Source organism: Pseudomonas sp. GW821-FHT02B10 (assembly GCF_059421865.1).
The window spans coordinates 549,044-571,402 of sequence record NZ_JBWKVU010000001.1 but is presented as its reverse complement, the minus strand read 5'-3'; the positions used below and the strand labels follow the sequence as shown (position 1 = coordinate 571,402).

At 62.3% G+C, this 22,359-nt stretch carries 24 protein-coding genes; 17 read left to right on the top strand and 7 right to left on the bottom strand.

Annotated elements, in window-relative coordinates:
* Nucleotides 1-51: 51 nt before the first annotated feature.
* Both AC07VU_RS02635 and AC07VU_RS02630 read right to left on the bottom strand, forming a co-directional pair.
* Complete coding sequence (locus tag AC07VU_RS02635) at nt 52-771, bottom strand: PA1041 family peptidoglycan-binding anchor lipoprotein (RefSeq protein WP_274306752.1); 720 nt, start codon at nt 769-771, stop codon at nt 52-54.
* A gap of 102 nt (nt 772-873) precedes the next feature.
* Nucleotides 874-1,566, bottom strand: a complete 693-nt coding sequence (locus AC07VU_RS02630; RefSeq protein ID WP_062823485.1) for a PA1041 family peptidoglycan-binding anchor lipoprotein — start codon at nt 1,564-1,566, stop codon at nt 874-876.
* 195 nt (nt 1,567-1,761) lie between these two features.
* On the opposite strand from AC07VU_RS02630, the gene AC07VU_RS02625 reads away from it, so the two are divergent.
* The 4 genes from AC07VU_RS02625 to AC07VU_RS02610 all read left to right on the top strand — a co-directional run bounded on the left by AC07VU_RS02625 (nt 1,762) and on the right by AC07VU_RS02610 (nt 3,505).
* Nucleotides 1,762-2,259: a DUF6231 family protein gene (locus AC07VU_RS02625; RefSeq protein ID WP_009042468.1), complete on the top strand. Its 498-nt coding sequence runs from the start codon at nt 1,762-1,764 to the stop codon at nt 2,257-2,259.
* A 4-nt stretch (nt 2,260-2,263) separates the two neighbouring features.
* Nucleotides 2,264-2,740, top strand: a complete 477-nt coding sequence (locus AC07VU_RS02620) for a YchJ family protein (protein ID WP_053259849.1) — start codon at nt 2,264-2,266, stop codon at nt 2,738-2,740.
* A 73-nt stretch (nt 2,741-2,813) separates the two neighbouring features.
* The gene (locus tag AC07VU_RS02615) at nt 2,814-3,308 is read left to right on the top strand and encodes an LEA/WHy family protein (RefSeq protein ID WP_053259848.1); all 495 of its coding nucleotides are present in this window, start codon (nt 2,814-2,816) and stop codon (nt 3,306-3,308) included.
* Nucleotides 3,305-3,505, top strand: coding sequence for an SEC-C metal-binding domain-containing protein (locus AC07VU_RS02610; RefSeq protein ID WP_007923047.1), 201 nt, complete (start codon nt 3,305-3,307; stop codon nt 3,503-3,505). Before AC07VU_RS02615 ends, AC07VU_RS02610 begins: the two co-directional genes overlap by 4 nt.
* A gap of 106 nt (nt 3,506-3,611) precedes the next feature.
* Here AC07VU_RS02610 and AC07VU_RS02605 read toward each other — a convergent pair whose 3' ends face one another.
* Complete coding sequence (locus AC07VU_RS02605) at nt 3,612-4,172, bottom strand: cysteine hydrolase family protein (protein WP_277588003.1); 561 nt, start codon at nt 4,170-4,172, stop codon at nt 3,612-3,614.
* 147 nt (nt 4,173-4,319) lie between these two features.
* Between AC07VU_RS02605 and AC07VU_RS02600 the strand changes: the two genes are divergently transcribed.
* From AC07VU_RS02600 to AC07VU_RS02570, 7 genes are all read left to right on the top strand, one after another.
* A complete protein-coding gene (locus AC07VU_RS02600) occupies nt 4,320-4,964 on the top strand; it encodes a glutathione binding-like protein (protein WP_007923035.1) in 645 nt (214 codons plus the stop codon).
* A 184-nt stretch (nt 4,965-5,148) separates the two neighbouring features.
* Nucleotides 5,149-7,572 carry a penicillin acylase family protein gene (locus AC07VU_RS02595; protein WP_495029486.1) on the top strand — a complete coding sequence of 808 codons (2,424 nt, stop codon included), beginning with the start codon at nt 5,149-5,151 and terminating at the stop codon, nt 7,570-7,572.
* 319 nt (nt 7,573-7,891) lie between these two features.
* The gene (locus AC07VU_RS02590; protein ID WP_007923900.1) at nt 7,892-8,674 is read left to right on the top strand and encodes a transporter substrate-binding domain-containing protein; all 783 of its coding nucleotides are present in this window, start codon (nt 7,892-7,894) and stop codon (nt 8,672-8,674) included.
* Between the two features lie 56 nt (nt 8,675-8,730).
* Complete coding sequence (locus AC07VU_RS02585; RefSeq protein WP_495029485.1) at nt 8,731-9,459, top strand: ABC transporter permease; 729 nt, start codon at nt 8,731-8,733, stop codon at nt 9,457-9,459.
* Nucleotides 9,456-10,166 carry an ABC transporter permease gene (locus AC07VU_RS02580; RefSeq protein WP_087091473.1) on the top strand — a complete coding sequence of 237 codons (711 nt, stop codon included), beginning with the start codon at nt 9,456-9,458 and terminating at the stop codon, nt 10,164-10,166. The genes AC07VU_RS02585 and AC07VU_RS02580 overlap by 4 nt, the downstream gene beginning before the upstream one ends.
* A 20-nt stretch (nt 10,167-10,186) precedes the next feature.
* Nucleotides 10,187-11,305, top strand: coding sequence for a succinylglutamate desuccinylase/aspartoacylase family protein (locus tag AC07VU_RS02575; protein WP_495029484.1), 1,119 nt, complete (start codon nt 10,187-10,189; stop codon nt 11,303-11,305).
* 13 nt (nt 11,306-11,318) lie between these two features.
* Nucleotides 11,319-12,083, top strand: a complete 765-nt coding sequence (locus AC07VU_RS02570; RefSeq protein WP_495029483.1) for an ABC transporter ATP-binding protein — start codon at nt 11,319-11,321, stop codon at nt 12,081-12,083.
* Between the two features lie 77 nt (nt 12,084-12,160).
* Here the strand turns inward: AC07VU_RS02570 and AC07VU_RS02565 are convergent, their stop codons facing one another.
* Complete coding sequence (locus tag AC07VU_RS02565) at nt 12,161-12,367, bottom strand: hypothetical protein (protein ID WP_007923905.1); 207 nt, start codon at nt 12,365-12,367, stop codon at nt 12,161-12,163.
* A 106-nt stretch (nt 12,368-12,473) separates the two neighbouring features.
* Nucleotides 12,474-13,040, bottom strand: coding sequence for a dCTP deaminase (gene dcd / locus AC07VU_RS02560; RefSeq protein ID WP_007923906.1), 567 nt, complete (start codon nt 13,038-13,040; stop codon nt 12,474-12,476).
* A 352-nt stretch (nt 13,041-13,392) separates the two neighbouring features.
* On the opposite strand from dcd, the gene AC07VU_RS02555 reads away from it, so the two are divergent.
* Together AC07VU_RS02555 and AC07VU_RS02550 are read left to right on the top strand one after the other, a co-directional pair.
* Nucleotides 13,393-13,602, top strand: coding sequence for a cold-shock protein (locus AC07VU_RS02555; RefSeq protein WP_002554837.1), 210 nt, complete (start codon nt 13,393-13,395; stop codon nt 13,600-13,602).
* A 160-nt stretch (nt 13,603-13,762) separates the two neighbouring features.
* Nucleotides 13,763-15,145, top strand: coding sequence for a toxin-antitoxin system YwqK family antitoxin (locus AC07VU_RS02550; protein ID WP_495029482.1), 1,383 nt, complete (start codon nt 13,763-13,765; stop codon nt 15,143-15,145).
* A gap of 104 nt (nt 15,146-15,249) precedes the next feature.
* Here AC07VU_RS02550 and AC07VU_RS02545 read toward each other — a convergent pair whose 3' ends face one another.
* A complete protein-coding gene (locus tag AC07VU_RS02545; RefSeq protein WP_009042456.1) occupies nt 15,250-16,257 on the bottom strand; it encodes a DUF481 domain-containing protein in 1,008 nt (335 codons plus the stop codon).
* A gap of 164 nt (nt 16,258-16,421) precedes the next feature.
* On the opposite strand from AC07VU_RS02545, the gene AC07VU_RS02540 reads away from it, so the two are divergent.
* The 4 genes from AC07VU_RS02540 (at nt 16,422) to AC07VU_RS02525 (ending at nt 21,213) form a co-directional block, all read left to right on the top strand.
* Nucleotides 16,422-16,775, top strand: a complete 354-nt coding sequence (locus AC07VU_RS02540; RefSeq protein ID WP_009042455.1) for an MGMT family protein — start codon at nt 16,422-16,424, stop codon at nt 16,773-16,775.
* A 44-nt stretch (nt 16,776-16,819) separates the two neighbouring features.
* Nucleotides 16,820-18,397: an AmpG family muropeptide MFS transporter gene (locus tag AC07VU_RS02535; RefSeq protein WP_062823492.1), complete on the top strand. Its 1,578-nt coding sequence runs from the start codon at nt 16,820-16,822 to the stop codon at nt 18,395-18,397.
* A gap of 129 nt (nt 18,398-18,526) precedes the next feature.
* Nucleotides 18,527-20,242 (top strand): proline--tRNA ligase, encoded by a 1,716-nt coding sequence (locus AC07VU_RS02530; RefSeq protein WP_274305736.1) that lies wholly within the window; start codon nt 18,527-18,529, stop codon nt 20,240-20,242.
* Nucleotides 20,243-20,259: 17 nt separating this feature from the next.
* A complete protein-coding gene (locus AC07VU_RS02525) occupies nt 20,260-21,213 on the top strand; it encodes a hypothetical protein (RefSeq protein ID WP_085529987.1) in 954 nt (317 codons plus the stop codon).
* A 65-nt stretch (nt 21,214-21,278) separates the two neighbouring features.
* Here the strand turns inward: AC07VU_RS02525 and dinB are convergent, their stop codons facing one another.
* On the bottom strand, nt 21,279-22,343 hold the full coding sequence (dinB, locus tag AC07VU_RS02520; RefSeq protein ID WP_085529986.1) for a DNA polymerase IV: 1,065 nt from the start codon (nt 22,341-22,343) through the stop codon (nt 21,279-21,281).
* Nucleotides 22,344-22,359: the final 16 nt, after the last annotated feature.

Sequence of the window (22,359 nt, the reverse complement as noted above, 5' to 3'; positions counted from 1 at the left end):
CGGCGAAAATTCTCCCGCCGCCCCCTGCCAAGCCGCCCTGGCGCCTGGTGCTCAACGCTGAATATGCAGCTCCACCCGGCGGTTCTGCGCCCGCCCTTCTTCGGTGGCATTATCGGCGACCGGCTCGCTCTCGCCCTTGCCCTGGCTGGTCAGTTTGTCCGGCGTCAGGCCCTGGTTCAGGAGGAAGGCAACAACGCTGCTGGCGCGGCGTTCGGAGAGTTTCTGGTTGTATTCATCCGTCCCCTGGCTGTCGGTGTGACCGATGACCTTGATGCTCTGCACGTCGGCGCCCTGAAGCTTGGCCAGCAGCCCCAGCAGCTGGTTTTGCGCTTCGGGGGTCAGCTGCGCCGAGTCGAAGGCAAACAGCACATCGCCCTGATCGCTGAGAGTGATCACCTCGGATTGCGCCGCCGGCTCGGCTGCCGGTGCGGCCGGGTATTGCGGCAGCGGGCAGCCACGATTGTCGACCGGGGTATTGGCCGGGGTATCCGGGCAACGGTCACGGCGGTCGAACACGCCGTCATCGTCCTTGTCACCATCCTGGGCGTAGCAGATCAAGCCGCCGGTCACCAGGCCGAGTGCCGCGCCACCCGCGGCCCAGCCACCGCTTTCAATGGCGCCCAGGCCGCCGCCCACCAGGCCGCCGAGCAGGCTGCAGATTGGCCACGTACGCTGGTTGAGGGGGGCAGTGCCGTCGCTGTGGGTAGCACAGCCTGTGAGCAGGCTGCCGAGCAGTAGAACCGGCAAGGCGGCTCGCGAGAGAAGACTCATCATGAATGCTCCTGTGTCACCGGCCCATACCGGTCACACAGGAGTAAAGACCCGCATGGGCGGCTGCACAAGCCGCCCATGCCAGGCAATCACGCCGGGCAATCAGCGGTTGATTTTGATTTCCGTGCGACGGTTCATCGCCCGGCCGTCGGCGGTCTTGTTATCCGCGACCGGCTGGCTCTCGCCGGCACCGACGACCGAAACGAAACTGCTGCGGGGTACGCCCGCGCTGATCAGGTACTCGGTCACCGAGCGCGCGCGCTTTTCCGAGAGGCGCTGGTTGTAGGCATCGCTGCCCACGCTGTCGGTGTGCCCGGTCACCCGCAGTTGCGCACTTGGCGCTTCCTGCTTCAGGCGCGTGGCGATGGTGTCGAGCTTGGCCTTGTCGGCAGCGGTCAGCCTGGCCGAATCGAACTCGAAGTGCACATCACGGATAACAATGGTCTCTTCCTTGACCACCACCACTTCCTCAACCACCGCCACAGGCTCTGGCGGGCAACCGTTGGCGTCCACCTGTACGCCTTTAGGCGTGCCTGGGCACTTGTCGCGACTGTCCGGCACGCCATCGCCGTCTTCGTCGCCATCACCGTGCACCCAGCAATAACCGGCCGCGACACCAGCCCCCAGCAAGGCGCCGTAGCCTGCCCAGGACGAGCTTTCAATCGCGCCCAACGCGGCCCCACCGACACCCCCGACAGCGGCGCAGGTCGGCCAGTCGGTTTTCTGCAAACCTGCGCAACCAGTCAACACACTGGTTAGCAGAACCAAGGGTAATGCTGTCCTAACTATGCTCATCTAGTTATCTCCTGAGGGAATCGGCTTAGAACCGATTGGGGGAGTAAAGACCTGGCTTTAAATCTCCGCCAGCATCAGGCCGGCGGGCTTTGCCCCTGGATTTACCCAGGATCGGCTGTCATTTCAGACAAAACGGCTCTAGGCCCGCGGGTCCGGGCAGGCTAGTCTTTGCCACTCAAAGAGTGAGGAACTTCGATGACCGCAGGTATTTCTTCGCGCACGCCCCAGCAGGCCCTGGCCGCCCTGCTCGATCGCTACGCCCCGCAACAGCTGCTGCTGATCGGTGCCAGCGGGTTTCCGGCCCTGGAGGCGTTTCGCCAGGCGCACCCCGAAACCGCCATTGCCCAGACCGCGCCCGGCCCCTTGCCGGCGGAACTGGCGGCGCGCCGTTTCGACCTGGCGCTGGCGGTCGACTGCCTGGAGCACCTGCCCAAGCGCGACGGCCTGAACCTGCTCGGCGGCATCCGCAACCTCAATGCCAGCCGCATCGCGGTACTGGCCGACCTGAATGCCTGCGGCTGGCAGGAGACCGACTTTTTCTCCCTGGCCCTGCAGGCCAGCGAACGTTTCCAGCGCGACGAACAGGTCCTGACCCTGTTCACCTACGATCTGCTTGAATACAAACAAGTGCCCGACTGGCTCAATTCCAGGTTCTGGGCGAATCCGGAAAACTTCGGAAAGTACTGGTGGTAATGCAATGAGTACCTCTATTTGTCCCTGCGGCAGCGGCAACCTGCTGGATGCCTGCTGCGGCCACTACCACGCCGGCCACCCCGCGCCCTGCGCCGAGGCCCTGATGCGCTCGCGCTACAGCGCCTACGTGCTGGGCCTGGTGGATTATCTGGTGGCCACCACGCTGCCGGCGCAACAGAGCGGCCTGGATCGTCAGTCCATCGGCGACTGGAGCGCGCAAAGCACCTGGCTGGGCCTGGAAGTCGAAAGCTCGGAAGTCTTCGGCGGCCAGCCGGAGCACGCCTTTGTCACCTTCACCGCGCGCTGGCACGACAGCCACGGCGAACACAGCCATCGCGAACGCTCATCCTTCGTGCAGAACAACGGGCACTGGTATTTCATCGACCCGACCGTACAACTCAAGGCCGGCCGCAACGACGCCTGTCCCTGCGCCAGCGGGCAGAAATTCAAGAAGTGCTGCGCCAGCTACTTCACCAGCTGAATACCCGCCCCTGAGCCTGTCCTCGCGTGCGCTCCATGGTTGCTAGACTGGGAGTTCAAACGGAGTACCCCCCATGGTCGTTCAGCTGCGCGCACTACGGACCCTCGGACTGCTCACGGTGCTGGCGCTTTCGGGCTGTGCCTCGTGGTTCGTCGACGACACCCTCGACCCGCAGGTGCACCTGGTCAAGGTCGAGGTGATCAAGGCTAATTTGCTGGAGCAGCGCCTACTCTTGCACTTTCGGGTCGACAACCCCAACGATGCCGACCTGACCGTCCGCGCCCTGGAATACCGGGTTCATCTCGGCGACGTGTTGCTGGCGGAGGGTGAGCATGAACACTGGTTCACCATCGGCCCCAAGCACAGCGCCTACTTCCAGGTCCCCGTGCGCACCAACCTGTGGCCGCAGATACGCCAGGTGGTGAAATGGCTGAAGGAACCGCAGCAACCGATCCCCTATCGTCTGGACGGTTTGCTGGAAACCGGATTATTCATCGGCCATGACGTGCACCTGGCGCGCAAAGGCGAGATAATTCCCGCCGATTTTATTCCGGAGCAACCTCGATGACCCAGCAACCCCATGTCCATGGCCCTGACTGCAACCACGATCATGACCACCACGATCACGACCATGGCCATGTTCACGGTCCGCACTGCAACCACGCTCACCAGGAGCCGGTGCGCAACGCCTTGAAAGATGTCGGCCGCAACGACCCTTGCCCATGTGGCAGCAGCAAGAAATTCAAGAAGTGCCACGGCGCCTGATGGCGTAACGCCGGCCTTTATCTTCTGTAGGAGCGAAGCTTGCTCGCGATGCAGGCGCCTCGGACCTTGCGGTGCCAAGACGTTCCGATCGCGAGCAAGCTCGCTCCTACAAGGGCGAATGAAGGATCTGCTGGGTCGTGGTCACCGTCGCGTACTCGCCATGCAGATTGCCCAGCGACATGGCATGCACCTCCTCGGCGCTGTGGGCCTGGCCGAAAAAGTCGGCCTTGTCGAAGGTGTAGCAGGCGTCTTCCACCACCCAGGTATCGAACCCCAGGTTGCCGGCGGTCCGCGCCGTCGACTCCACCGAGTTGTGGGTCGCCACGCCGACGATCACCAGCTGGCCGATCGCGGCCTTGCGTAAATCGGCCTCCAGGGTCGTGGCGCAGAAGGCATCCGGCACTTGCTTCTGGATCACCACTTCAGCGCCCAGCGGCATGAACCGCTGCTGAAACTCCACTCCCGACTGCCCCGGCCAGAACACCGACTGCTCGCTGCGGGACAGGTGCTGCACATGGATCAACGGCCGCGCCGTCTGGCGCCAGTAAGCCAGCAACTCGGCGATGCGTTCCTCGGCCTCGGGGTTGTTACGCCGCCCGAGCCGGGGATGCAGGATGCCCTGTTGCTGATCGATCAGGATCAGCGCCGCATTGGTCTGAAGCTCCATGCTGACTTTTCTCACACTGGGTCATTGAATTCCACGCACTTCAACATCACCTCTCCCGACAGGCAAGCCGTCGAACGTAGACCGGACCACCGAATACCGCTGTTTGCTGTCCGTAGCAGAATGTCCTTCGTTTACCTGGAGAGCTCCATGATCGATCTGTATTACTGGACCACCCCCAACGGCCACAAGATTTCTCTGTTCCTCGAGGAAACCGGCCTGCCCTACAGCGTGCACCCGGTCAACATTGGCCAGGGCGAGCAGTTCAAGCCCGAGTTCCTGAAGATCGCGCCGAACAACCGGATCCCCGCCATCGTCGACCATCAGCCGGCCGACGGCGGCGCGCCGCTGTCGCTGTTCGAGTCCGGGGCGATTCTGCTGTACCTGGCGGAAAAGACCGGGCAGTTCCTGCCCAAGGACCTGCGTGGCCGCCAGGAAGCCCTGCAGTGGCTGTTCTGGCAGATGGGCGGCCTCGGGCCGATGGCCGGGCAGAACCACCATTTCAGCCAGTTCGCCCCGGAGAAGATCCCCTACGCGATCAAACGCTACGTCGATGAAACCGCGCGCTTGTACGGGGTGCTGGACCGGCGCCTGGCCGACCGGGATTTCGTCGCTGGCAGCGAATACAGCATTGCCGACATGGCGATCTATCCATGGGTCGTTTCCCACAAGTGGCAAAGCCAGAACCTGGAAGACTTCCCCAACCTGCACCGCTGGTTCAACCGCATCCTCGATCGCCCGGCGACCGCGCGCGCCTACGCCATCGCCGCCCGGATCAACCCACCCAAATCCTGAGGCCCGACAGCCCATCGCCGGCCGGAAAACCCCGGTGGCTGCTCCGCTTCGGGCAGCCACCGGGCGGCCGGCGCGGGCTATTTATCCGGCAACGCAGAAATACTCTCGGCCCCCGCTTGCGCGGCACTCGCCTGCTCACTAACGTAGCGCCTTTATCGACGCTACCCCCCGCAGGAGCTTTGCCATGGCCTCGCCAGCCTTCTCACATTTTCTTCCCCGGTTCGGCGTTGCCGCGGCAGTGGCCGGCGTTCTCAGCCTGGCCGGTTGCCAGTCATGGAACACCCAGGACAGCCTGCCGCCGACCTCCGGCGTGCAACCGCTCAAGGGCCTGGCCCAGAACGTTTCGGTGCGGCGCAACGCCATGGGCATGCCGCTGATCGAAAGCAACACCTTTCACGATGCGTTGTTCGCCCTGGGTTACGTGCACGCCAGCGACCGGATCAACCAGATGGTGACCCTGCGCCTGCTGGCCCAGGGCCGGCTGGCCGAGATGTCCGGCGCAGATGCACTGGACGTCGACCGCTACATGCGCGCGGTCAACCTGAAGAACAGTGCCGGCGAGCTGTACAAAGCCTCGTCCCCACGGATCAAGCGCTTCTTCGAGGTTTACGCCCGCGGGGTCAACGCCTACCTGTTCCGCTATCGCGACAAGCTGCCGCCGGACTTGGCCGCCACCGGCTACAAGCCCGAATACTGGAAGCCGGAAGATTCAGCGCTGATTTTCTGCCTGTTGAACTTCAGCCAGTCGGCCAACCTGCCGGAAGAAATCAACGCCCTGGTGCTGGCGCAGAAAGTCGGCGCCGACAAGCTCGCCTGGCTGACCCCAAGCTACCCGGACGAAGCGCTGCCGCTGGCCGAGAGCGACAAGCTCAAGGGTCTCAACCTGAATGTCCCGGGCCTGAGCGAAATCAGCAGCGCCGCCGGCAAGCTCGGCGAACTCAACCCGCTGAGCGTGGCCGGCGCCAGCAACTGGGCCATCGCGCCACAGCGCAGCCGCAGCGGCAGAAGCCTGCTGGCCGCCGACAGCCACTCGCCGGCGTGGAACCTGGTGCAGATCCGCGCGCCCAAGTACCAGGCCGCGGGCGCTTCGATCGCCGGCCTGCCGATGATCGTCCAGGGCTTCAACGGCCAGGTGGCCTGGAGCATGACCTCGGTCGCCGGCGACAACCAGGACCTGTTCCTGGAGAAACTCAAGCGCCAGGGCAATGCCCTGTATTACGAAGCCAACGGCAAATGGCTGCCGGCCGTGGTGCGCAACGAAACCTACTTCGTCAAAGGCCAGCGGCCGATTCGCGAGGCGGTCTATGAAACCCGTCACGGCGCCCTGCTCAACAGCTCGAGCAACCTCAACGCCGGCTACGGCCTGGCCCTGCAACAGCCGGACCTTGCGGACGACAAGAGCCTGGATGCGTTCTTCGACCTGACACGGGCGCAAAACGTGGAACGGGCCTCCGACGCCAGCCGCGAGATCCGCGCCATCGGCCTGAATATGCTGTTCGCCGATGCCAGCCATATCGGCTGGCAGGTCACCGGCCGCTTCCCCAACCGCCGTGAAGGCGAAGGCCTGCTGCCATCGCCGGGCTGGGAAGGCCGTTACGACTGGGACGGTTATGCCGACCCGATGCTCCACCCCTATGACCAGGACCCGGCACAAGGCTGGCTGGGCACCGCCAACCAGCGGATCATCCCCCACGGTTATGGCATGCAGCTGTCCAACTCCTGGTACTACCCCGAGCGTGGTGAGCGCCTGGCCGAGCTGGCCGGCAGCGGCAAGCACGACGGGCGCAGCATGATCGCCATGCAGTACGACCAGACCACTCCCTTCGCCGCCAAGCTGAAGAAGATGTTCGAAGCCCCCGGCATGGCGCAGCCCCTGAAGAAAGCCATCGACGCCCTGCCCGAAGCAGACCGCAGCAAGGCCCGCGAGGCCTACAGCCGCCTGATGGCGTTCGACGGCAAACTCAGCCCGGTATCGGCCGATGCGGCGATCTATGAGCTGTTCCTGCAGGAAAGCGCCCGGCAGATCTTCCTCGACAAACTGGGCCCGGAGTCCAGCCCGGCCTGGAAAGCCCTGGTGGCCAACGGCGCGCTGTCCTACTCGGCCCAGGCCGACCACCTGCTGGGCCAGGAAGACAGCCCGTTCTGGGATGACAGCCGCACCCCGCAGAAAGAAGACAAGCCGGCGATCCTCGCCCGCAGCCTGGCCGCCGCCATCAGCGTCGGTGAAAGCCAGTTGGGTGGCGATCGCCGGGCCTGGCAGTGGGGCAAGCTGCACAGCTACAACTGGAAGAACGCCAGTGGCCAGGTGATTCGCGGGCCGCTGCAGGCCGGTGGCGATCACAGTACCCTGAACAGTTCGCCGTACCGCTGGGGCCAGGACTTCAATGTGACCCAGGCTCCGGCGCTACGGCTGATCGTCGACTTCAGCCAGAGCGAACCGCTGAGCGTGATGAACAGCAGCGGCCAGTCCGGCAACCCGGCCAGCCCGAACTACCTGAACGGCATCGACGCCTGGCTCAAGGGCCAGTACCTGAGCCTGCCGCTGCAACCGCAAAACTTCGACCGCCTCTACGGCAAGACCCGCCTGACCCTGGCGCCAGGCAAGTAACACTGGCCAGCCCGCCCCTCTGCACAAGGGGCGGGCTTGCGCCCTGTAACACTTCAATCCCCTCACCGATCCGGCCCTGCCACGCTCTCGGCAACCGCGCCCTTTCCTGCGCGAAATCTCCCACGCGCCCTATTGATGCAAGGCTTCCCACACGCTCTTTTTTGGGGCGCGGCCGACCCACGGCAGGCTCTCGCACCACCTTTTAAAACACTTGTTCGGGACTCTGGTTCGGAAATTGCTACTTTCATTAAGTCTGACGCTTTGCAGTAACAGTACTAATGCGCCACAAGCGCTCATATTGGTTTTTAGGGATTGAATAATGAAAAAAGCATTGCTGACCCTTTCTGCACTGGCTCTCTGCATGGCCGCCGGTTCCGCGCTGGCCAAGGAATACAAGGAACTGCGCTTCGGCGTTGACCCGTCCTACGCACCTTTTGAATCCAAGGCCGCCGACGGCAGCCTGGTCGGCTTCGACATTGATCTGGGCAATGCCATCTGTGCCGAACTGAAGGTCAAGTGCAAATGGGTCGAAAGCGACTTCGACGGCATGATCCCGGGCCTCAAAGCCAATAAATTCGACGGCGTGATCTCATCCATGACCGTCACCCCGGCCCGCGAGAAAGTCATCGACTTCTCCAACGAACTGTTCTCCGGCCCGACTTCCTTCGTGTTCAAGAAAGGTTCCGGCCTGACCGAAGACACCGCCTCGCTCAAGGGCAAGACTGTCGGCTACGAGCAGGGCACCATCCAGGAAGCCTACGCCAAGGCCGTGCTGGACAAGGCTGGGGTGAAAACCCAGGCCTACCAGAACCAGGACCAGGTGTATGCCGACCTGATTTCCGGGCGCCTCGATGCGTCGATCCAGGACATGCTGCAAGCCGAGCTGGGCTTCCTGAAGTCGCCACAAGGCGCCGACTACGAGGTGAGCAAGCCAGTGGACAGCCCGCTGCTGCCGGCCAAGACAGCTATCGGTATCTCCAAAGGTAACAAAGAGCTCAAGGCGCTTCTGGATAAAGGTATCAAAGCGTTACACGACGATGGCACCTACGCCACCATTCAGAAAAAGCACTTTGGCGATCTGAATCTCTACAGCGGTAAATAAGGTCCTGGCGCCCATCCTCGATGGGCGCCTTTTTTATCGCCACAGGTCTCTGATTTATGTTCGAAGAACTTCTGCAAACCCTTGGGCTTTCCGCCTTCAGCCTCAAGGGGTTCGGTCCGTTGTTGCTGGAAGGCACCTGGATGACCATCAAACTCTCGGTATTGTCGCTGTTACTCAGTGTCCTGCTCGGCCTGCTCGGCGCCAGCGCCAAACTCTCGCGGCTGGGCCTGCTGCGCCTGCCCGCCCAGGTCTACACCACGCTGATCCGCGGCGTACCGGACCTGGTACTGATGCTGCTGATTTTCTACAGCCTGCAAACCTGGCTGACCACCTTCACCAACTTCATGGAATGGGAATACATCGAGATCGACCCATTCAGCGCCGGGGTCATCACCCTGGGCTTCATTTATGGGGCGTACTTCACCGAAACCTTCCGTGGCGCCATCCTCGCCGTGCCGCGCGGGCAGATAGAAGCCGCCACCGCCTACGGCCTCAAGCGCGGCCAGCGTTTTCGATTCGTGGTGTTTCCGCAGATGATGCGTTTTGCCCTGCCGGGTATTGGCAATAACTGGATGGTGATGCTCAAGGCCACCGCGCTGGTGTCGATCATCGGCCTGGCCGACCTGGTCAAAGCGGCCCAGGATGCCGGCAAGAGTACCTATCAGCTGTTCTACTTCCTGGTGCTGGCGGCGTTGATCTACCTGGTCATCACCAGCGCTTCCAATATTGTCCTGCGCTGGCTCGAACGCCGTTATGCCGCGGGCTCGCGGGAGGCGGTGCGATGATCGAGCTCCTGCAGGAATACTGGAGACCTTTCCTCTACAGCGACGGCTACAACGTCACCGGCCTGGCCATGACCATGTGGCTGCTCAGCGCCTCGATCTTCATCGGTTTCCTGGTGTCGATCCCGCTGTCCATCGCCCGGGTCTCGCCCAAGCTCTACCTACGCTGGCCGGTGCAGTTCTACACCTACCTGTTTCGCGGCACGCCGCTCTATATCCAGCTGCTGATCTGCTACACCGGGATCTACAGCATCGCCGCGATCCGCGCCCAGCCCGTGCTCGACGCGTTCTTTCGCGACGCGATGAACTGCACCATCCTCGCCTTCGCCCTGAACACCTGCGCCTACACCACGGAGATTTTCGCCGGGGCGATCCGCAGCATGGCCCACGGCGAGGTCGAGGCGGCCAAGGCCTACGGCCTCAGCGGCTGGAAGCTGTATGCCTACGTGATCATGCCGTCGGCCCTGCGCCGCTCGCTGCCCTACTACAGCAACGAAGTGATCCTGATGCTGCACTCGACCACCGTGGCCTTCACCGCGACCATCCCGGATGTGCTGAAAGTCGCCCGCGACGCCAACTCGGCCACCTTCATGACCTTCGAGTCCTTCGGCATCGCCGCGCTGATCTACCTCACCGTGACCTTCGCCCTGGTCGGCCTGTTCCGCCTCGCCGAACGCCGCTGGCTGGCCTTCCTCGGGCCGACTCACTAGAACAAGGCAAATCATCATCCATGCGCCAACAGACTCATGATCTGCTCGCCCCGCTGCCGGGGACCTCGCGCCAGATCCACAGCTTTCACTTCGGCCCCGAGCGGGCCGAAGGCAAGGTCTACATCCAGTCGTCGCTGCACGCCGATGAACTGCCGGGCATGCTCGTGGCCTGGCACCTCAAGGCACGCCTGGCGGAACTGGAGGCCCAGGGCCGCCTGCGCAGCGAAATCGTCCTGGTCCCGGTGGCCAACCCGGCCGGCCTGGAACAGGTGCTGATGGACGTGCCGCTGGGCCGCTACGAGCTGGAAAGCGGGCAGAACTTCAATCGCTGGTTCCTCGACCTTGGCGAGGAGGTAGGCAACGACATCGAAGGCCAACTGGGCGACGATCCGCGGCATAACCGTGAAATCATCCGCGCCAGCCTGCGCAACGCCCTGGCGCGGCAGACCGCCGGCACCCAGTTGCAGTCCCAGCGCCTGGCCCTGCAGCGCCTGGCCTGCGACGCGGACATGGTGCTGGACCTGCACTGCGATTTCGAAGCCGTGGCCCATCTGTACACCACACCCGAGGCCTGGCCGCAGGTCGAACCGCTGGCCTGCTATATCGGCTCGCAAGCTTGCCTGCTGGCCACCGATTCCGGCGGCCAGTCGTTCGACGAGTGCTTCACCCTGCTCTGGTGGCAATTGCAGCAGCGTTTCGGCGAGCGCTTCGCCATTCCCCACGGCAGCTTCTCGGTCACCGTCGAGCTGCGCGGCCAGGGCGACGTCAACCATGGCCTGGCCAGCCTGGATTGCCAGGCCATACTGGATTATCTGAGCCATTTCGGCGCTATCGCCGGCGAGGCTCCGCCCATGCCCGAGTTGCCCTACCCGGCCACGCCGTTGGCCGGCGTCGAACCTGTGGCCACGCCCGTGGGTGGCCTGCTGGTGTTCACCGCCCTGCCCGGGGAGTATCTGGAAGCCGGGCAACAGGTGGCCGAAGTCATCGACCCGATCAACGATCGCGTCACCCCCATTCATTGCAGCTGCGCCGGCCTGCTCTACGCCCGCTCGCTGCGCCGCATGGCCACCGCCGGCATGGTGATCGCCCATGTCGCCGGCCGCGAAGCCTATCGCAGCGGCTACCTACTTTCGCCTTGAGGATGCATGCCCCATGTACAAACTGACCATTGAAGGCCTGCATAAATGCTACGGCGACAATGAAGTGCTCAAAGGTGTTTCGCTCAAGGCGAAGACCGGCGACGTCATCAGCCTGATCGGCGCCAGCGGCTCGGGCAAAAGTACCTTTCTGCGCTGTATCAACTTCCTGGAAATCCCGGACGACGGCGCCATGAGCCTGGACGGCCAGCCGATCCGCATGGTCAAGGACCGCCATGGCATGCACGTGGCCGACGCCGACGAGCTGCAACGGATTCGCACCCGTCTGGCCATGGTGTTCCAGCATTTCAACCTGTGGAGCCACATGACGGTGCTGGAGAACATCACCATGGCGCCGCGCCGGGTGCTGGGCGTTAGCAAGAAGGACGCCGAGGAGCGCGCCCGGCGCTACCTGGACAAGGTCGGCCTGCTCCCCCGTGTGGCCGGCCAGTACCCGGCCTTTCTCTCCGGTGGCCAGCAACAGCGGGTGGCAATTGCCCGGGCTCTGGCGATGGAGCCGGAAGTGATGCTGTTCGACGAACCCACCTCGGCCCTCGACCCGGAACTGGTGGGCGAAGTGCTCAAGGTGATCCAGGGCCTGGCCGAGGAAGGCCGGACCATGATCATGGTCACCCATGAAATGAGTTTCGCCCGCAAGGTGTCGAGCCAGGTGTTGTTCCTGCACAAGGGCCTGGTGGAAGAGGAAGGCGCGCCGGAAGAGGTGCTGGGCAATCCGAAGAGCGAGCGCTTGCAGCAGTTCCTCAGCGGTAACCTGAAGTAAGCCAGGCGCCTCTATGGACAAAGGCCAGCCCGCCGGTGGAGTCCGGCGGGCTGGCCTTTTTTATGGGTTGGCGTCAATCAGGCCACAGGAGCGGGAGGCGGTTCGTCCGGCAAGGTCGGTTCGCCAGGTTCGGTCGGCTCGGCGGGTTGCGGGGTGTCCGGGTCGGGTTGACCGGGAATGCCGCCTGCCGCGCTGGGGTGCGCCAGCAATGACCAGGCCAGGACGCCGACCTGATTGGGCTCAAGTCTGGCAAGTGTGGCGCTTATAAGCGGATCGATCTTCATGAGGCACTCCTGAGCTAAGCACGGTCCGCTGTGCGCAAACCGGGGCAGTCCTCTGGTTAGAGTATCTGCCCGCAGAGGAATTCCCGCTATTTGTCAGATGAACGACTCAGGTACGCGGCAGGGTCACGCCACGCTGGCCCTGGTATTTGCCGCCACGGTCCTTGTAGGACACTTCGCACTCTTCGTCGGACTCCAGGAACAGCATCTGCGCCACGCCTTCGTTGGCGTAGATCTTCGCCGGCAAGGTGGTGGTGTTGGAGAATTCCAGGGTCACGTGACCTTCCCACTCAGGCTCGAGGGGGGTGACGTTGACGATGATGCCGCAACGGGCGTAGGTGCTTTTACCGAGGCAGATGGTCAGCACGTTGCGCGGAATACGGAAGTACTCGACGGTGCGGGCCAGGGCGAAGGAGTTCGGCGGAATGATGCACACGTCGCTCTTGATATCGACGAAGCTGCCGGCGTCGAAGTTTTTCGGATCGACGGTGGCCGAATTGATATTGGTGAACACCTTGAACTCATCGGCGCAACGCACATCGTAGCCGTAGCTCGACACACCGAAGGAAATCAGCCGCTCCGCGCCTTCGCCGCGCATCTGGCGCTCCACGAAAGGCTCGATCATGCCGTGCTCTTGCGCCATGCGGCGAATCCACTTGTCCGATTTGATGCTCATGGCGGGTGTCCTGAAATAGCGAGGTGGAAAAATTCTGTCCGGCATCTTACCGGGGTGCGCCTGCGGGTTCAAAGTCTGGGCTGCTTTTCTCGCTGAAAGCCGCAATACTTGCGGGCTGGAAGGTATATACCGCACCGCCAGTCACTAAAAGCGCGAATCCTTCGCAAAGAACATTGGCAGGTTCCGGAAAAAGGGTTAAGGTGGCGCCACTGTGCTGCTTGTGTCACTGAGAATCTCTACACGATGTTGAATTTCGATCCAACCATCTCCAAGAATTTTTCCTGCTCTTTGCACTCAGTCTCGGCCAGGGCTTTTCCTGAGTCGCAGTTAACTTTGTCCAAGGAGATACACCATGTCTAATCGCCAAACCGGTACCGTTAAGTGGTTCAACGATGAAAAAGGCTTCGGCTTCATCACTCCACAATCCGGTGACGACCTGTTCGTACACTTCAAAGCTATCCAATCCGACGGCTTCAAAAGCCTGAAAGAAGGCCAACAGGTTTCTTTCATCGCTACCCGCGGTCAGAAAGGCATGCAAGCTGAAGAAGTTCAAGTTATCTAACTTGTACTGAAACAGTAAAAAGCCCCGCCCTCAAAGCGGGGCTTTTTTGTGCCCGGATGTTTTTGCTTAATGGCACCCAGGCTATATGATCCGCCCCCTCGGACAATCATATGGAAACTGCAGGATGCCGTTCAGACACCGGAAGTTGTTGAGCGCAGCGGTGCTCACACTCGCCCTCCCTCTCGCACTCAACGCCACACCTCGCCCCGACCATCCAACGATCATCCTCGGCATGGACAGCGGCGCCAGCTACATTGCCAAGGACTCGCAACAACAACCCGAGTTGCGACGCGCGGTACTGCTGGAGCTTTCCAGCGCCCATCGCTGCGGCAGCAACGAGGTTTACCTCACCCCCGAATCCTCAGGCATCCCCACGGAGTCGTTCGGCCAGGCCCTGGAGGAAATCCAGCAACTGATCGATGACCAGACCCCACTCCTGCTGACCCTCTCGGACTGCGACGGAAAACGAGCCTTTTTCGAAAAGGTCCGGCCCTGCACCGCCCAGGAATGCGGCGAGCTGACCGCATCCCTGGTCGACGGCAAGCTCTACCTCGACGAGCGCTATGCGCCGACGGGCCAAGGCCAGGCCTCGTACTTCCTGACGATGCCGATGAGCTACGACAAGCAGCAAAAAGCCTGGAACGCGAAAATCTTCTACGTCGAATCAGGCACCCTGCGCCGGGACTATTTCGTCAGCGCCGAAGATTTCGTTTCGGGCAAAGCTGTTCACGCCTCGAAAACCTACTATCCGGACGGCCAGGTCCGCCACAGCGCTGGCTATGACCTCAATGGCAAACGCCAGGGAGAGGCGCTGACCTACTCCGAGAGCGGTGTCGTGGTTAAGCGCTCGAACTATCAGGACGGTCTCCTCGAGGGCTGGCAGAGCACCTACCACGACAATGGCAAAGTCGCCGAGTCCTACAACTGGCGCCAGGGCAAACGCGTCGACGGCGAATACCTGGAGTACGACGAGAACGGCAAGCGGGTCGGGCGCATCACCTACCGGGCGAATCTGCCGGACGGCCCGATCACCAGCTATTACCCGGATGGCAAGATCAAAGACAGCGGGCAGTTCGTTGCCGGCAAGAAAGTCGGCCCCAGCCCGTCCTATTACCCTGACGGCACACTGGAAAGCACCGTCGATTACGTGGACAACCAGCCCGTGGGCTGGCAAATCCAGTACCACCCCAACGGCAAGGTAAAACAGAAGCAGTTCAACGACGAACACGGCACCCAGCGCAGTTATGCCCTCTGGAACGAACAGGGTGTGCAGACGCTTCAGTGGCAATGGGATGAACAGCACCGCGAGCAGGGCGACTTCAAGGCCTGGTACGACAACGGCCAGCTCAAGGAGCACAAGGTCTACAAGGACGCGAAACTCGAAGGCCCCGCCGTCACCTGGTATGAAAGCGGTCAGATGGAATCATCTACCGATTACCTGAATGACAAAGAGCATGGCTGGATGCGCCTCTGGAACGAGGACGGCAGCCTGCAGAGCGAATGCCAGTACCAGACGGGCACCCGTCAAGATGCATGCAGTTGAGGCTGACATAACGCAGCGCTATTGAGACAGCCCTCTTCCCGCAGCCAAACAAAAAGTCCCGCGGGTGCAAACCGCGGGACTTCTTCATTTCAAGGCCTGCAAGCTTACCAGGCGACGCCAAACCCCGCGGTGTAACGGGTCTTGTTGAGATCGCTGTCCTTGGTGCCACTGATGATGTCCCGTTCGGCCTTGAGGTTGAGCGACGCCCATTCCGTGACCTTGTAGCGCAGGCCGATCTCGGCATCCAGGGCGTAATCGGCAATATTGGACAGCGGCCGCCCCACCTCGCCATTGGTAAACAGCTCGACCCGCTTGCCAATCAGGTAACGGTTGTAGTCCCACTTCATGGCCAGGGAATAGAAGTTGTCTTTACCGCCATCCTTGTACTCGTAGTCGGTGCGGTTGAGCAGCGAACCCAGGGAGAACGCACCCAATTCGTTATCCCAGAACTGGTAACCCGGACCGGTACCCACCACGCGCTGACGAGCCAGGACCTCGACCTTGTCACGCTTGTAGTTCAACCGCCCTTGCCAGAACCATTTATCGGTAAGGAAGCGATCCAGTGCGTATTCGCCGCGCCAGTTGTCGGTGGTGACCACATCGTTCTGGAATTCGCGGTTGTACTCGCCTTCCGCCGTGTGCCGCCATTTGCCGTGGCGCGCCGAGGTCTTGAAGTCGATGTCGTAGTCGTCGGTGTCCTTTTCCGCCCGCTGATAATCCAGCGCCATGTCGACATTGCCCTTCCACACCAGATCCTCGACCACCGGCTTGGGCTTCATGATCTGCTGGATGCTCGCCAGCTCGACAGTCTTCGGCGCCTCGCCATTGGCCAGGGTGACCTTGCCGTCTTCCGCCGCGTGCAGGGACTTGGCCTTCTCGCCGGTGTAGGCATCCTGCTTGACCAGCAGTTCCTGATCGCTCTCCAGCGTCTTGACCTGCTTCCAGTCAATCGGGATGGCCCCGGCATACTCGGTCTGGATCAATAACTTGCCACCGTCGAACACTTTGATCTTGCCGCTCAGACGATCACCGTTCTTCAACCAGACGGTATCGGCGAGCAAAGGCGTGGCGGTACTGAAAACGGCAAGGCACAGCAGGGTTCTGGACAACATAAACAGATACAGGGCTCGAGTTCGCAAAAAAAACCGGCATTATCCACATGAATAAAACCTCAGGCAGGGACTGACTCGACTATCTATAGTGAGTTCAATTCTCAACTGTTAATAAACCCTTTGTCCTACAGACGGTTTACAGGCCTGCATCAGGAAACCCGAACGTGATCGAACCGCTCGACGCCGACCAAAGCCCCGCCGAAATCCGACGCACGGCGCTCTACCTGACCCTGGCCCAAGTCCCGGAAGGCAAGGTAGTCAGCTATGGGCAACTGGCTGAAATGGCGGGCCTGGGTCGCGCGGCGCGCTGGGTGGGACGTACCCTCAGCCAGTTGCCCGCCGACACCACCCTGCCCTGGCACCGCGTACTGGGTGCGGGCGGGCGCATCAGCCTGCCCGTGGGCAGCGCTTCGGGCGACGAACAGCGCGCGCGACTGCGTATGGAAGGTGTCTCGATCCTGAACAATCGTGTGGATATTCGGCGCCATGGCTGGCGTCCGGTAGAGCACAGCGGTTAGAGTGCGCGCTTTGTTTCCGTAATTCTTGAGGCAGACTCCAGCCCATGCCCCGTAAAACCTGGCGCGCCGCGCTCGCCGCCTATGCCAGCCCCTCGACGCTCGTGCTGTTGCTGCTTGGTTTCGCCGCCGGCCTGCCCTACATGCTGGTGTTTTCGACACTTTCAGTCTGGTTGCGCGAAGCCGGTGTTGCTCGCGAAACCATTGGCTACGCCAGCCTGATCGGTCTGGCCTACGCCTTCAAATGGGTCTGGTCGCCCTTGCTCGACCAATGGCGCCTGCCCCTGCTGGGCAAGCTCGGGCGCCGCCGCTCCTGGCTGGTCCTGTCGCAATCGCTGGTGCTGCTCGGGCTGATCGGCATGGGGTTCTGCGATCCGCAAAAGCACCTGTCCTGGCTGATCGCCATTGCCGTTATCGTCGCCTTCGCCTCTGCCACCCAGGACATCGCGGTGGACGCCTACCGCCTGGAAATCGCCGAAGACAGCCGCCAGGCCGCCCTGGCCGCCGCCTATATGTCCGGCTACCGCGTCGCCGCCCTGCTGGCCACCGCTGGCGCCCTATTCTTCGCCGAAGGTTTCGGCTCCACCGGTTTCAGCTATAAACACGCGGCCTGGACCGGCACCTACGTGCTGTTCGGCGTGCTGATGATCCCGGCCCTGCTGACCACCCTGTTCATGCGCGAACCGCCGGTGCCGCTGCGTACCCAGCTGTCGGCCGGGCGCTACAGTTTCGTGCACCAGCTGGTGTCGGTGTTCGTGCTGATCGTGCTGCTGGTGTCCGTGCCGGCGATGTTCACCCAGTTGTACAACACTGACTTCGCCAGCGTGCTGTTCGAAGGCGCCAGCCTGCTGGACCTGCTGCTGGAAGACCGGGCGTTCCTGCGCGCCATTCTCTACATCATCCTGACTTCGCTGTGCCTGTCGGCCATGGGCCGCCGCGGCCTGGCCCCGGTGCTGACCCCCGTCAATGACTTCATCCTGCGCTACCGCTGGCAAGCCCTGCTGCTGCTGGGCCTGATCGCCACCTATCGGATGTCGGACACGGTGATGGGCGTGATGGCCAACGTGTTCTACATCGACCAGGGCTTCACCAAGGATCAGATCGCCAGCGTCAGCAAGATTTTCGGCCTGATCATGACCCTGGTCGGCGCCGGCATGGGCGGCCTGCTGATCGTACGCTTCGGCATCCTCCCGATCCTGTTCATCGGCGGCGCCGCCTCGGCCGGGACCAACCTGCTGTTCCTGATGCTGGCCGACATGGGCCCCAACCTGCAGATGCTGGTGGTGACCATTTCCCTGGACAACTTCAGCTCGGGCCTGGCCACCTCGGCCTTCGTCGCCTATCTGTCGAGCCTGACCAACCTGAAGTTCTCGGCGACCCAGTACGCCCTGCTCAGCTCGATCATGCTGCTGTTGCCGCGCCTGATCGGCGGTTATTCGGGGGTCATGGTGGAGAAGTTCGGCTATCACGACTTCTTCCTGATCACCGCCCTGCTCGGCGTGCCGACCCTGGTCCTGATCGCCTTGCACTGGTTCCAGGAAAGCCGCCGCGCCGAACCGCCGCAAGCGCCCGAAGCCACACCGCCGGCCACTCCACCCGCAGCTGCTGCCAGCGAAGAACCCTAGGAAACCCCGGGGCACGCCGGCCTTCATCCGGCGCCCCGATCTCCCCCGGCCGCAATCCTGTACGCCAACGGTTCTCGCCCGTACAATGCTTCGTCATTTCTAGTCTTCAGCAACCGACAACGGCCTACCATGCGCACCAGTCAATTTTTGCTCGCCACACAGAAAGAAACGCCTTCCGATGCGGTCGTGATCAGCCATCAGCTGATGCTGCGCGCCGGCATGATCCGCAAACTGGCCTCGGGCCTGTACACCTGGCTCCCGATGGGCCTGCGGGTGATGCGCAAGGTCGAAGCCATCGTTCGTGAAGAAATGAACGCCGCCGGCTCGCTTGAAGTGTTGATGCCGAGCACGCAGCCGGCTGAACTGTGGCAGGAATCCGGTCGCTGGGAGGAGTACGGCCCTGAACTGCTGCGCTTCAAGGATCGCCACGGTCGCGATTTCTGCGCCGGCCCGACCCACGAAGAAGTGATCACCGATCTGGCCCGCAACGAACTGAGCAGCTACAAGCAGCTGCCGATCAACCTGTACCAGATCCAGACCAAATTCCGCGATGAAATCCGCCCACGCTTCGGCCTGATGCGCGGTCGCGAGTTCATCATGAAGGACGCCTATTCCTTCCACGCCGACCAGGCATCGCTGCAGGTCACCTATGACCGCATGCACCAGGCCTACTGCAACGTGTTCACCCGCCTGGGCCTGAAGTTCCGTCCGGTCGAAGCCGACAACGGTTCCATCGGCGGCGCCGGCTCCCACGAATTCCACGTACTGGCCGAGTCCGGCGAAGACGACATCGTTTTCAGCAACGGCTCCGACTACGCGGCGAACATCGAGAAAGCCGAAGCCGTGCCACGGGAAACCTCGCGCCCGGCGCCGAGCGAAGAACTGCGCCTGGTCGACACCCCTGACGCGAAAACCATCGCGCAGCTGGTGGAAGGCTACAACCTGCCGATCGAAAAGACCGTCAAGACCCTGGTGGTGCACGCCGAGGAAGCCGGCAAGCTGATCGCCCTGATCATCCGTGGCGACCACGAGCTGAACGAAATCAAGGCCGCCAACCAGCCTGGCGTCGCCAGCCCTCTGGTGATGGCTTCCGAAACCGAACTGCGTGACGCCATCGGCGCCGGCGCCGGCTCCCTGGGCCCGCTGAACCTGCCGCTGCCAATCATCGTCGACCGCTCGGTGGCCCTGATGAGCGACTTCGGTATCGGCGCGAACGTCGACGACAAGCACTATTTCGGCTTCAACTGGGAACGCGACATGCCGGTCCCGACCATCGCCGACCTGCGCAATGTCGTCAGCGGCGACCCAAGCCCGGACGGCAAGGGCACCCTGGAAATCAAGCGCGGCATCGAAGTCGGGCACATCTTCCAGCTGGGCAACAAGTACAGCAAGGCGATGAAGTGCGAAGTGCTGGGCGAGAACGGCAAGCCGGTCACCCTGGAAATGGGCTGCTACGGCATTGGCGTGTCCCGCGTGGTGGCCGCGGCCATCGAGCAGAACAACGACGAGAACGGCATCATCTGGAGCGACACCCTGGCCCCGTTCCAGATCGCCCTGGTACCGCTGCGCTATGAAACCGAGCAGGTTCGCGAAGCCACCGACAAGCTGTACGCGCAACTCACCGCTGCCGGCTTCGAAGTGCTGCTGGACGACCGCGACAAGAAGACCAGCCCGGGCATCAAGTTTGCGGACATGGAGCTGATCGGCATTCCACACCGGATCGTGGTCAGCGACCGCGGCCTCGCCGAAGGCAACCTGGAATACAAGAGCCGTACCGAAGCCGAGGCGCAAGCGCTGCCGGTGGCTGACGTGCTGTCCTTCCTCCAAGCCCGTATCCGTCGCTGAAACCAGATAGAGAAGTCATGTTCAAGCGAAACACCTTAAGCCTCGGTGGCGCCGCCTTGTGCGGCGCCCTGTTGCTCAGCGGCTGTGCCAACCAGATGTCGCAACGCAGCGAGCACGAGGAACGTGTCGAGCGCAAATTGCTCGATCACAGCCTGCAGATCGATGTCGGTGAGCCTAAGGTGCTTGAGCTGCCGCAACGCCGGGTACGTATCCACGAGCAGAAGACCTTCGAAGTCACCGAGTTCGAAGTCACGCGTCGCTACGATCGCTATACGCCCTATCAACCCTGGCGGGAGATCTACGAGATCCCGCTGGGCGCGGTGGCCGTGGTCGCGGGTGTCGGCGCCAACGTGGTCAATGTGTTTGCCCTGGGCAACCTGCCGGACAGCGTCACCAAGGACTGGATCAGCTACGGCGTGGCCGGGCTCAACCCGTTCATGAACGTGCAGTCCCACGGCCGGGCGCAGCAGAACCTGGCAGGGATCGATGAAGTCCAGCGCGACAAGCGCGTGGAGTATTCGAGCCTGCCCTGGAGCGAACGCCCGGTGCAGGTCAAGGCCGGCAAGGAAACCCACGAGCTGAGCACCGACCGCAACGGCGTACTGCGCCTGAACCTGTTGGACAGCCCGTTTTCCGAACAGGACCTGAACCACATCGGCAAGCTGCAGATCAGCGTCGCGGATGCCCAGGACGACGTGCATTCCGATTCGTCGCTGGCCATCAGCAACACCCTGCGCGGCAAGCTGCTGGAAGCGCACAACCTGATCTACGACGACCTCGAAGATGACGAAGTGAGCCAGTGGGTGCACCGGGTCAAGCGTCTCTCCGAATTGGGTCTGGAAGAAGAAGCCAGCGAACTGGAACAGAGCCTGATCGAGCTGACCCGCAACGATCCGGAACTGCAAAGCGAATTTCTCAAGTCGCTGACCAAGAACGCCGGCCGCCTGGTCGCCGATCCCGGCGCCCACTGATCAGATAACCATCGCGAGCCAGCCTGTTTCCGCACTGCGGGGGTGGGCTGGCTCGCGATGCTGTTTCAGGAACGGCTGAACAACTCCAACTGCTCATGCCCGCCACGCAGATCCTGCAAACGTACACCGATCCCCAATAGCCGCACCGGCCTGTCCCCGCGCTTGAACGCCTGGGTCAAAAGCTGCCGGTAACTCTCCAGGTCCCGCCCTGCCCCCGCCTGTTCGAGCGTGGTCTGGGTGAAATCGTGAAACTTCACTTTGACGAAGGGCTTGCCCGGACGATAGCTGCTGTCGATTCGTTCGATCCGGCCGGCCAGGGTCTGCATCAGCTCCGGGAGTTTATCCAGGCAGCTCTGCAGATCGGGCAGATCGACGTCGTAGGTGTTTTCCACACTGATGGACTGCCGGCGACTGTCGTTCTGCACCGGCCGTTCATCGATACCCCGGGCGAGGTTCCACAACCGCTCGCCAAAACTGCCGAACTCGCGCACCAGCGCCAGCTTGCCCCATTCGCGCAATGCCTCGCAGCTGACGATGCCCAGGCGTCCCAGCTTGTCGGCCGTGACCTTGCCCACGCCATGCAGCTTGTTGACCGGCAAGGCCGAAACGAAGTCCTCGACCTGGTCCGGGGTGATCACGAACAGGCCGTTGGGCTTTTTCCAGTCGCTGGCGATCTTGGCCAGGAACTTGTTCGGTGCCACCCCGGCCGACACCGTGATATGCAGCTGGTTGGAGACGCGGCGACGAATGTCCTGGGCGATTCGCGTGGCGCTGCCGGCGAAGTTGGGGCTGTCGGAAACATCCAGGTAGGCCTCATCCAGGGATAAAGGCTCGATCAGGTCGGTGTAGTCGCGAAAGATCGTATGAATCTCTTTCGACGCTTCCCGGTAGGCTTCCATGCGCGGCTTGACGATCAGCAGGTCTGGGCACAGCGTCAGCGCATGCCGAGAGGACATGGCCGAACGCACGCCAAAAGCGCGGGCCTCATAGTTGCAGGTGGCGATCACCCCACGTCGCTCCGCCGAGCCGCCCACCGCCATCGGCCTGCCGGCCAACTGCGGGTCGTCGCGCATTTCGATGGCGGCGTAGAAGCAATCGCAGTCGATGTGGATGATTTTGCGCTGCGTCATATAAAGGCAGAGTTCA

Coding starts and splice junctions, on each gene's coding strand:
- AC07VU_RS02635 (WP_274306752.1), bottom strand. CDS start 771: ATGAGTCTTCTCTCGCGAGCCGCCTTGCCGGTTCTACTGCTCGGCAGC.
- AC07VU_RS02630 (WP_062823485.1), bottom strand. CDS start 1,566: ATGAGCATAGTTAGGACAGCATTACCCTTGGTTCTGCTAACCAGTGTG.
- AC07VU_RS02625 (WP_009042468.1), top strand. CDS start 1,762: ATGACCGCAGGTATTTCTTCGCGCACGCCCCAGCAGGCCCTGGCCGCC.
- AC07VU_RS02620 (WP_053259849.1), top strand. CDS start 2,264: ATGAGTACCTCTATTTGTCCCTGCGGCAGCGGCAACCTGCTGGATGCC.
- AC07VU_RS02615 (WP_053259848.1), top strand. CDS start 2,814: ATGGTCGTTCAGCTGCGCGCACTACGGACCCTCGGACTGCTCACGGTG.
- AC07VU_RS02610 (WP_007923047.1), top strand. CDS start 3,305: ATGACCCAGCAACCCCATGTCCATGGCCCTGACTGCAACCACGATCAT.
- AC07VU_RS02605 (WP_277588003.1), bottom strand. CDS start 4,172: ATGGAGCTTCAGACCAATGCGGCGCTGATCCTGATCGATCAGCAACAG.
- AC07VU_RS02600 (WP_007923035.1), top strand. CDS start 4,320: ATGATCGATCTGTATTACTGGACCACCCCCAACGGCCACAAGATTTCT.
- AC07VU_RS02595 (WP_495029486.1), top strand. CDS start 5,149: ATGGCCTCGCCAGCCTTCTCACATTTTCTTCCCCGGTTCGGCGTTGCC.
- AC07VU_RS02590 (WP_007923900.1), top strand. CDS start 7,892: ATGAAAAAAGCATTGCTGACCCTTTCTGCACTGGCTCTCTGCATGGCC.
- AC07VU_RS02585 (WP_495029485.1), top strand. CDS start 8,731: ATGTTCGAAGAACTTCTGCAAACCCTTGGGCTTTCCGCCTTCAGCCTC.
- AC07VU_RS02580 (WP_087091473.1), top strand. CDS start 9,456: ATGATCGAGCTCCTGCAGGAATACTGGAGACCTTTCCTCTACAGCGAC.
- AC07VU_RS02575 (WP_495029484.1), top strand. CDS start 10,187: ATGCGCCAACAGACTCATGATCTGCTCGCCCCGCTGCCGGGGACCTCG.
- AC07VU_RS02570 (WP_495029483.1), top strand. CDS start 11,319: ATGTACAAACTGACCATTGAAGGCCTGCATAAATGCTACGGCGACAAT.
- AC07VU_RS02565 (WP_007923905.1), bottom strand. CDS start 12,367: ATGAAGATCGATCCGCTTATAAGCGCCACACTTGCCAGACTTGAGCCC.
- dcd (WP_007923906.1), bottom strand. CDS start 13,040: ATGAGCATCAAATCGGACAAGTGGATTCGCCGCATGGCGCAAGAGCAC.
- AC07VU_RS02555 (WP_002554837.1), top strand. CDS start 13,393: ATGTCTAATCGCCAAACCGGTACCGTTAAGTGGTTCAACGATGAAAAA.
- AC07VU_RS02545 (WP_009042456.1), bottom strand. CDS start 16,257: ATGTTGTCCAGAACCCTGCTGTGCCTTGCCGTTTTCAGTACCGCCACG.
- AC07VU_RS02535 (WP_062823492.1), top strand. CDS start 16,820: ATGCCCCGTAAAACCTGGCGCGCCGCGCTCGCCGCCTATGCCAGCCCC.
- AC07VU_RS02530 (WP_274305736.1), top strand. CDS start 18,527: ATGCGCACCAGTCAATTTTTGCTCGCCACACAGAAAGAAACGCCTTCC.
- AC07VU_RS02525 (WP_085529987.1), top strand. CDS start 20,260: ATGTTCAAGCGAAACACCTTAAGCCTCGGTGGCGCCGCCTTGTGCGGC.
- dinB (WP_085529986.1), bottom strand. CDS start 22,343: ATGACGCAGCGCAAAATCATCCACATCGACTGCGATTGCTTCTACGCC.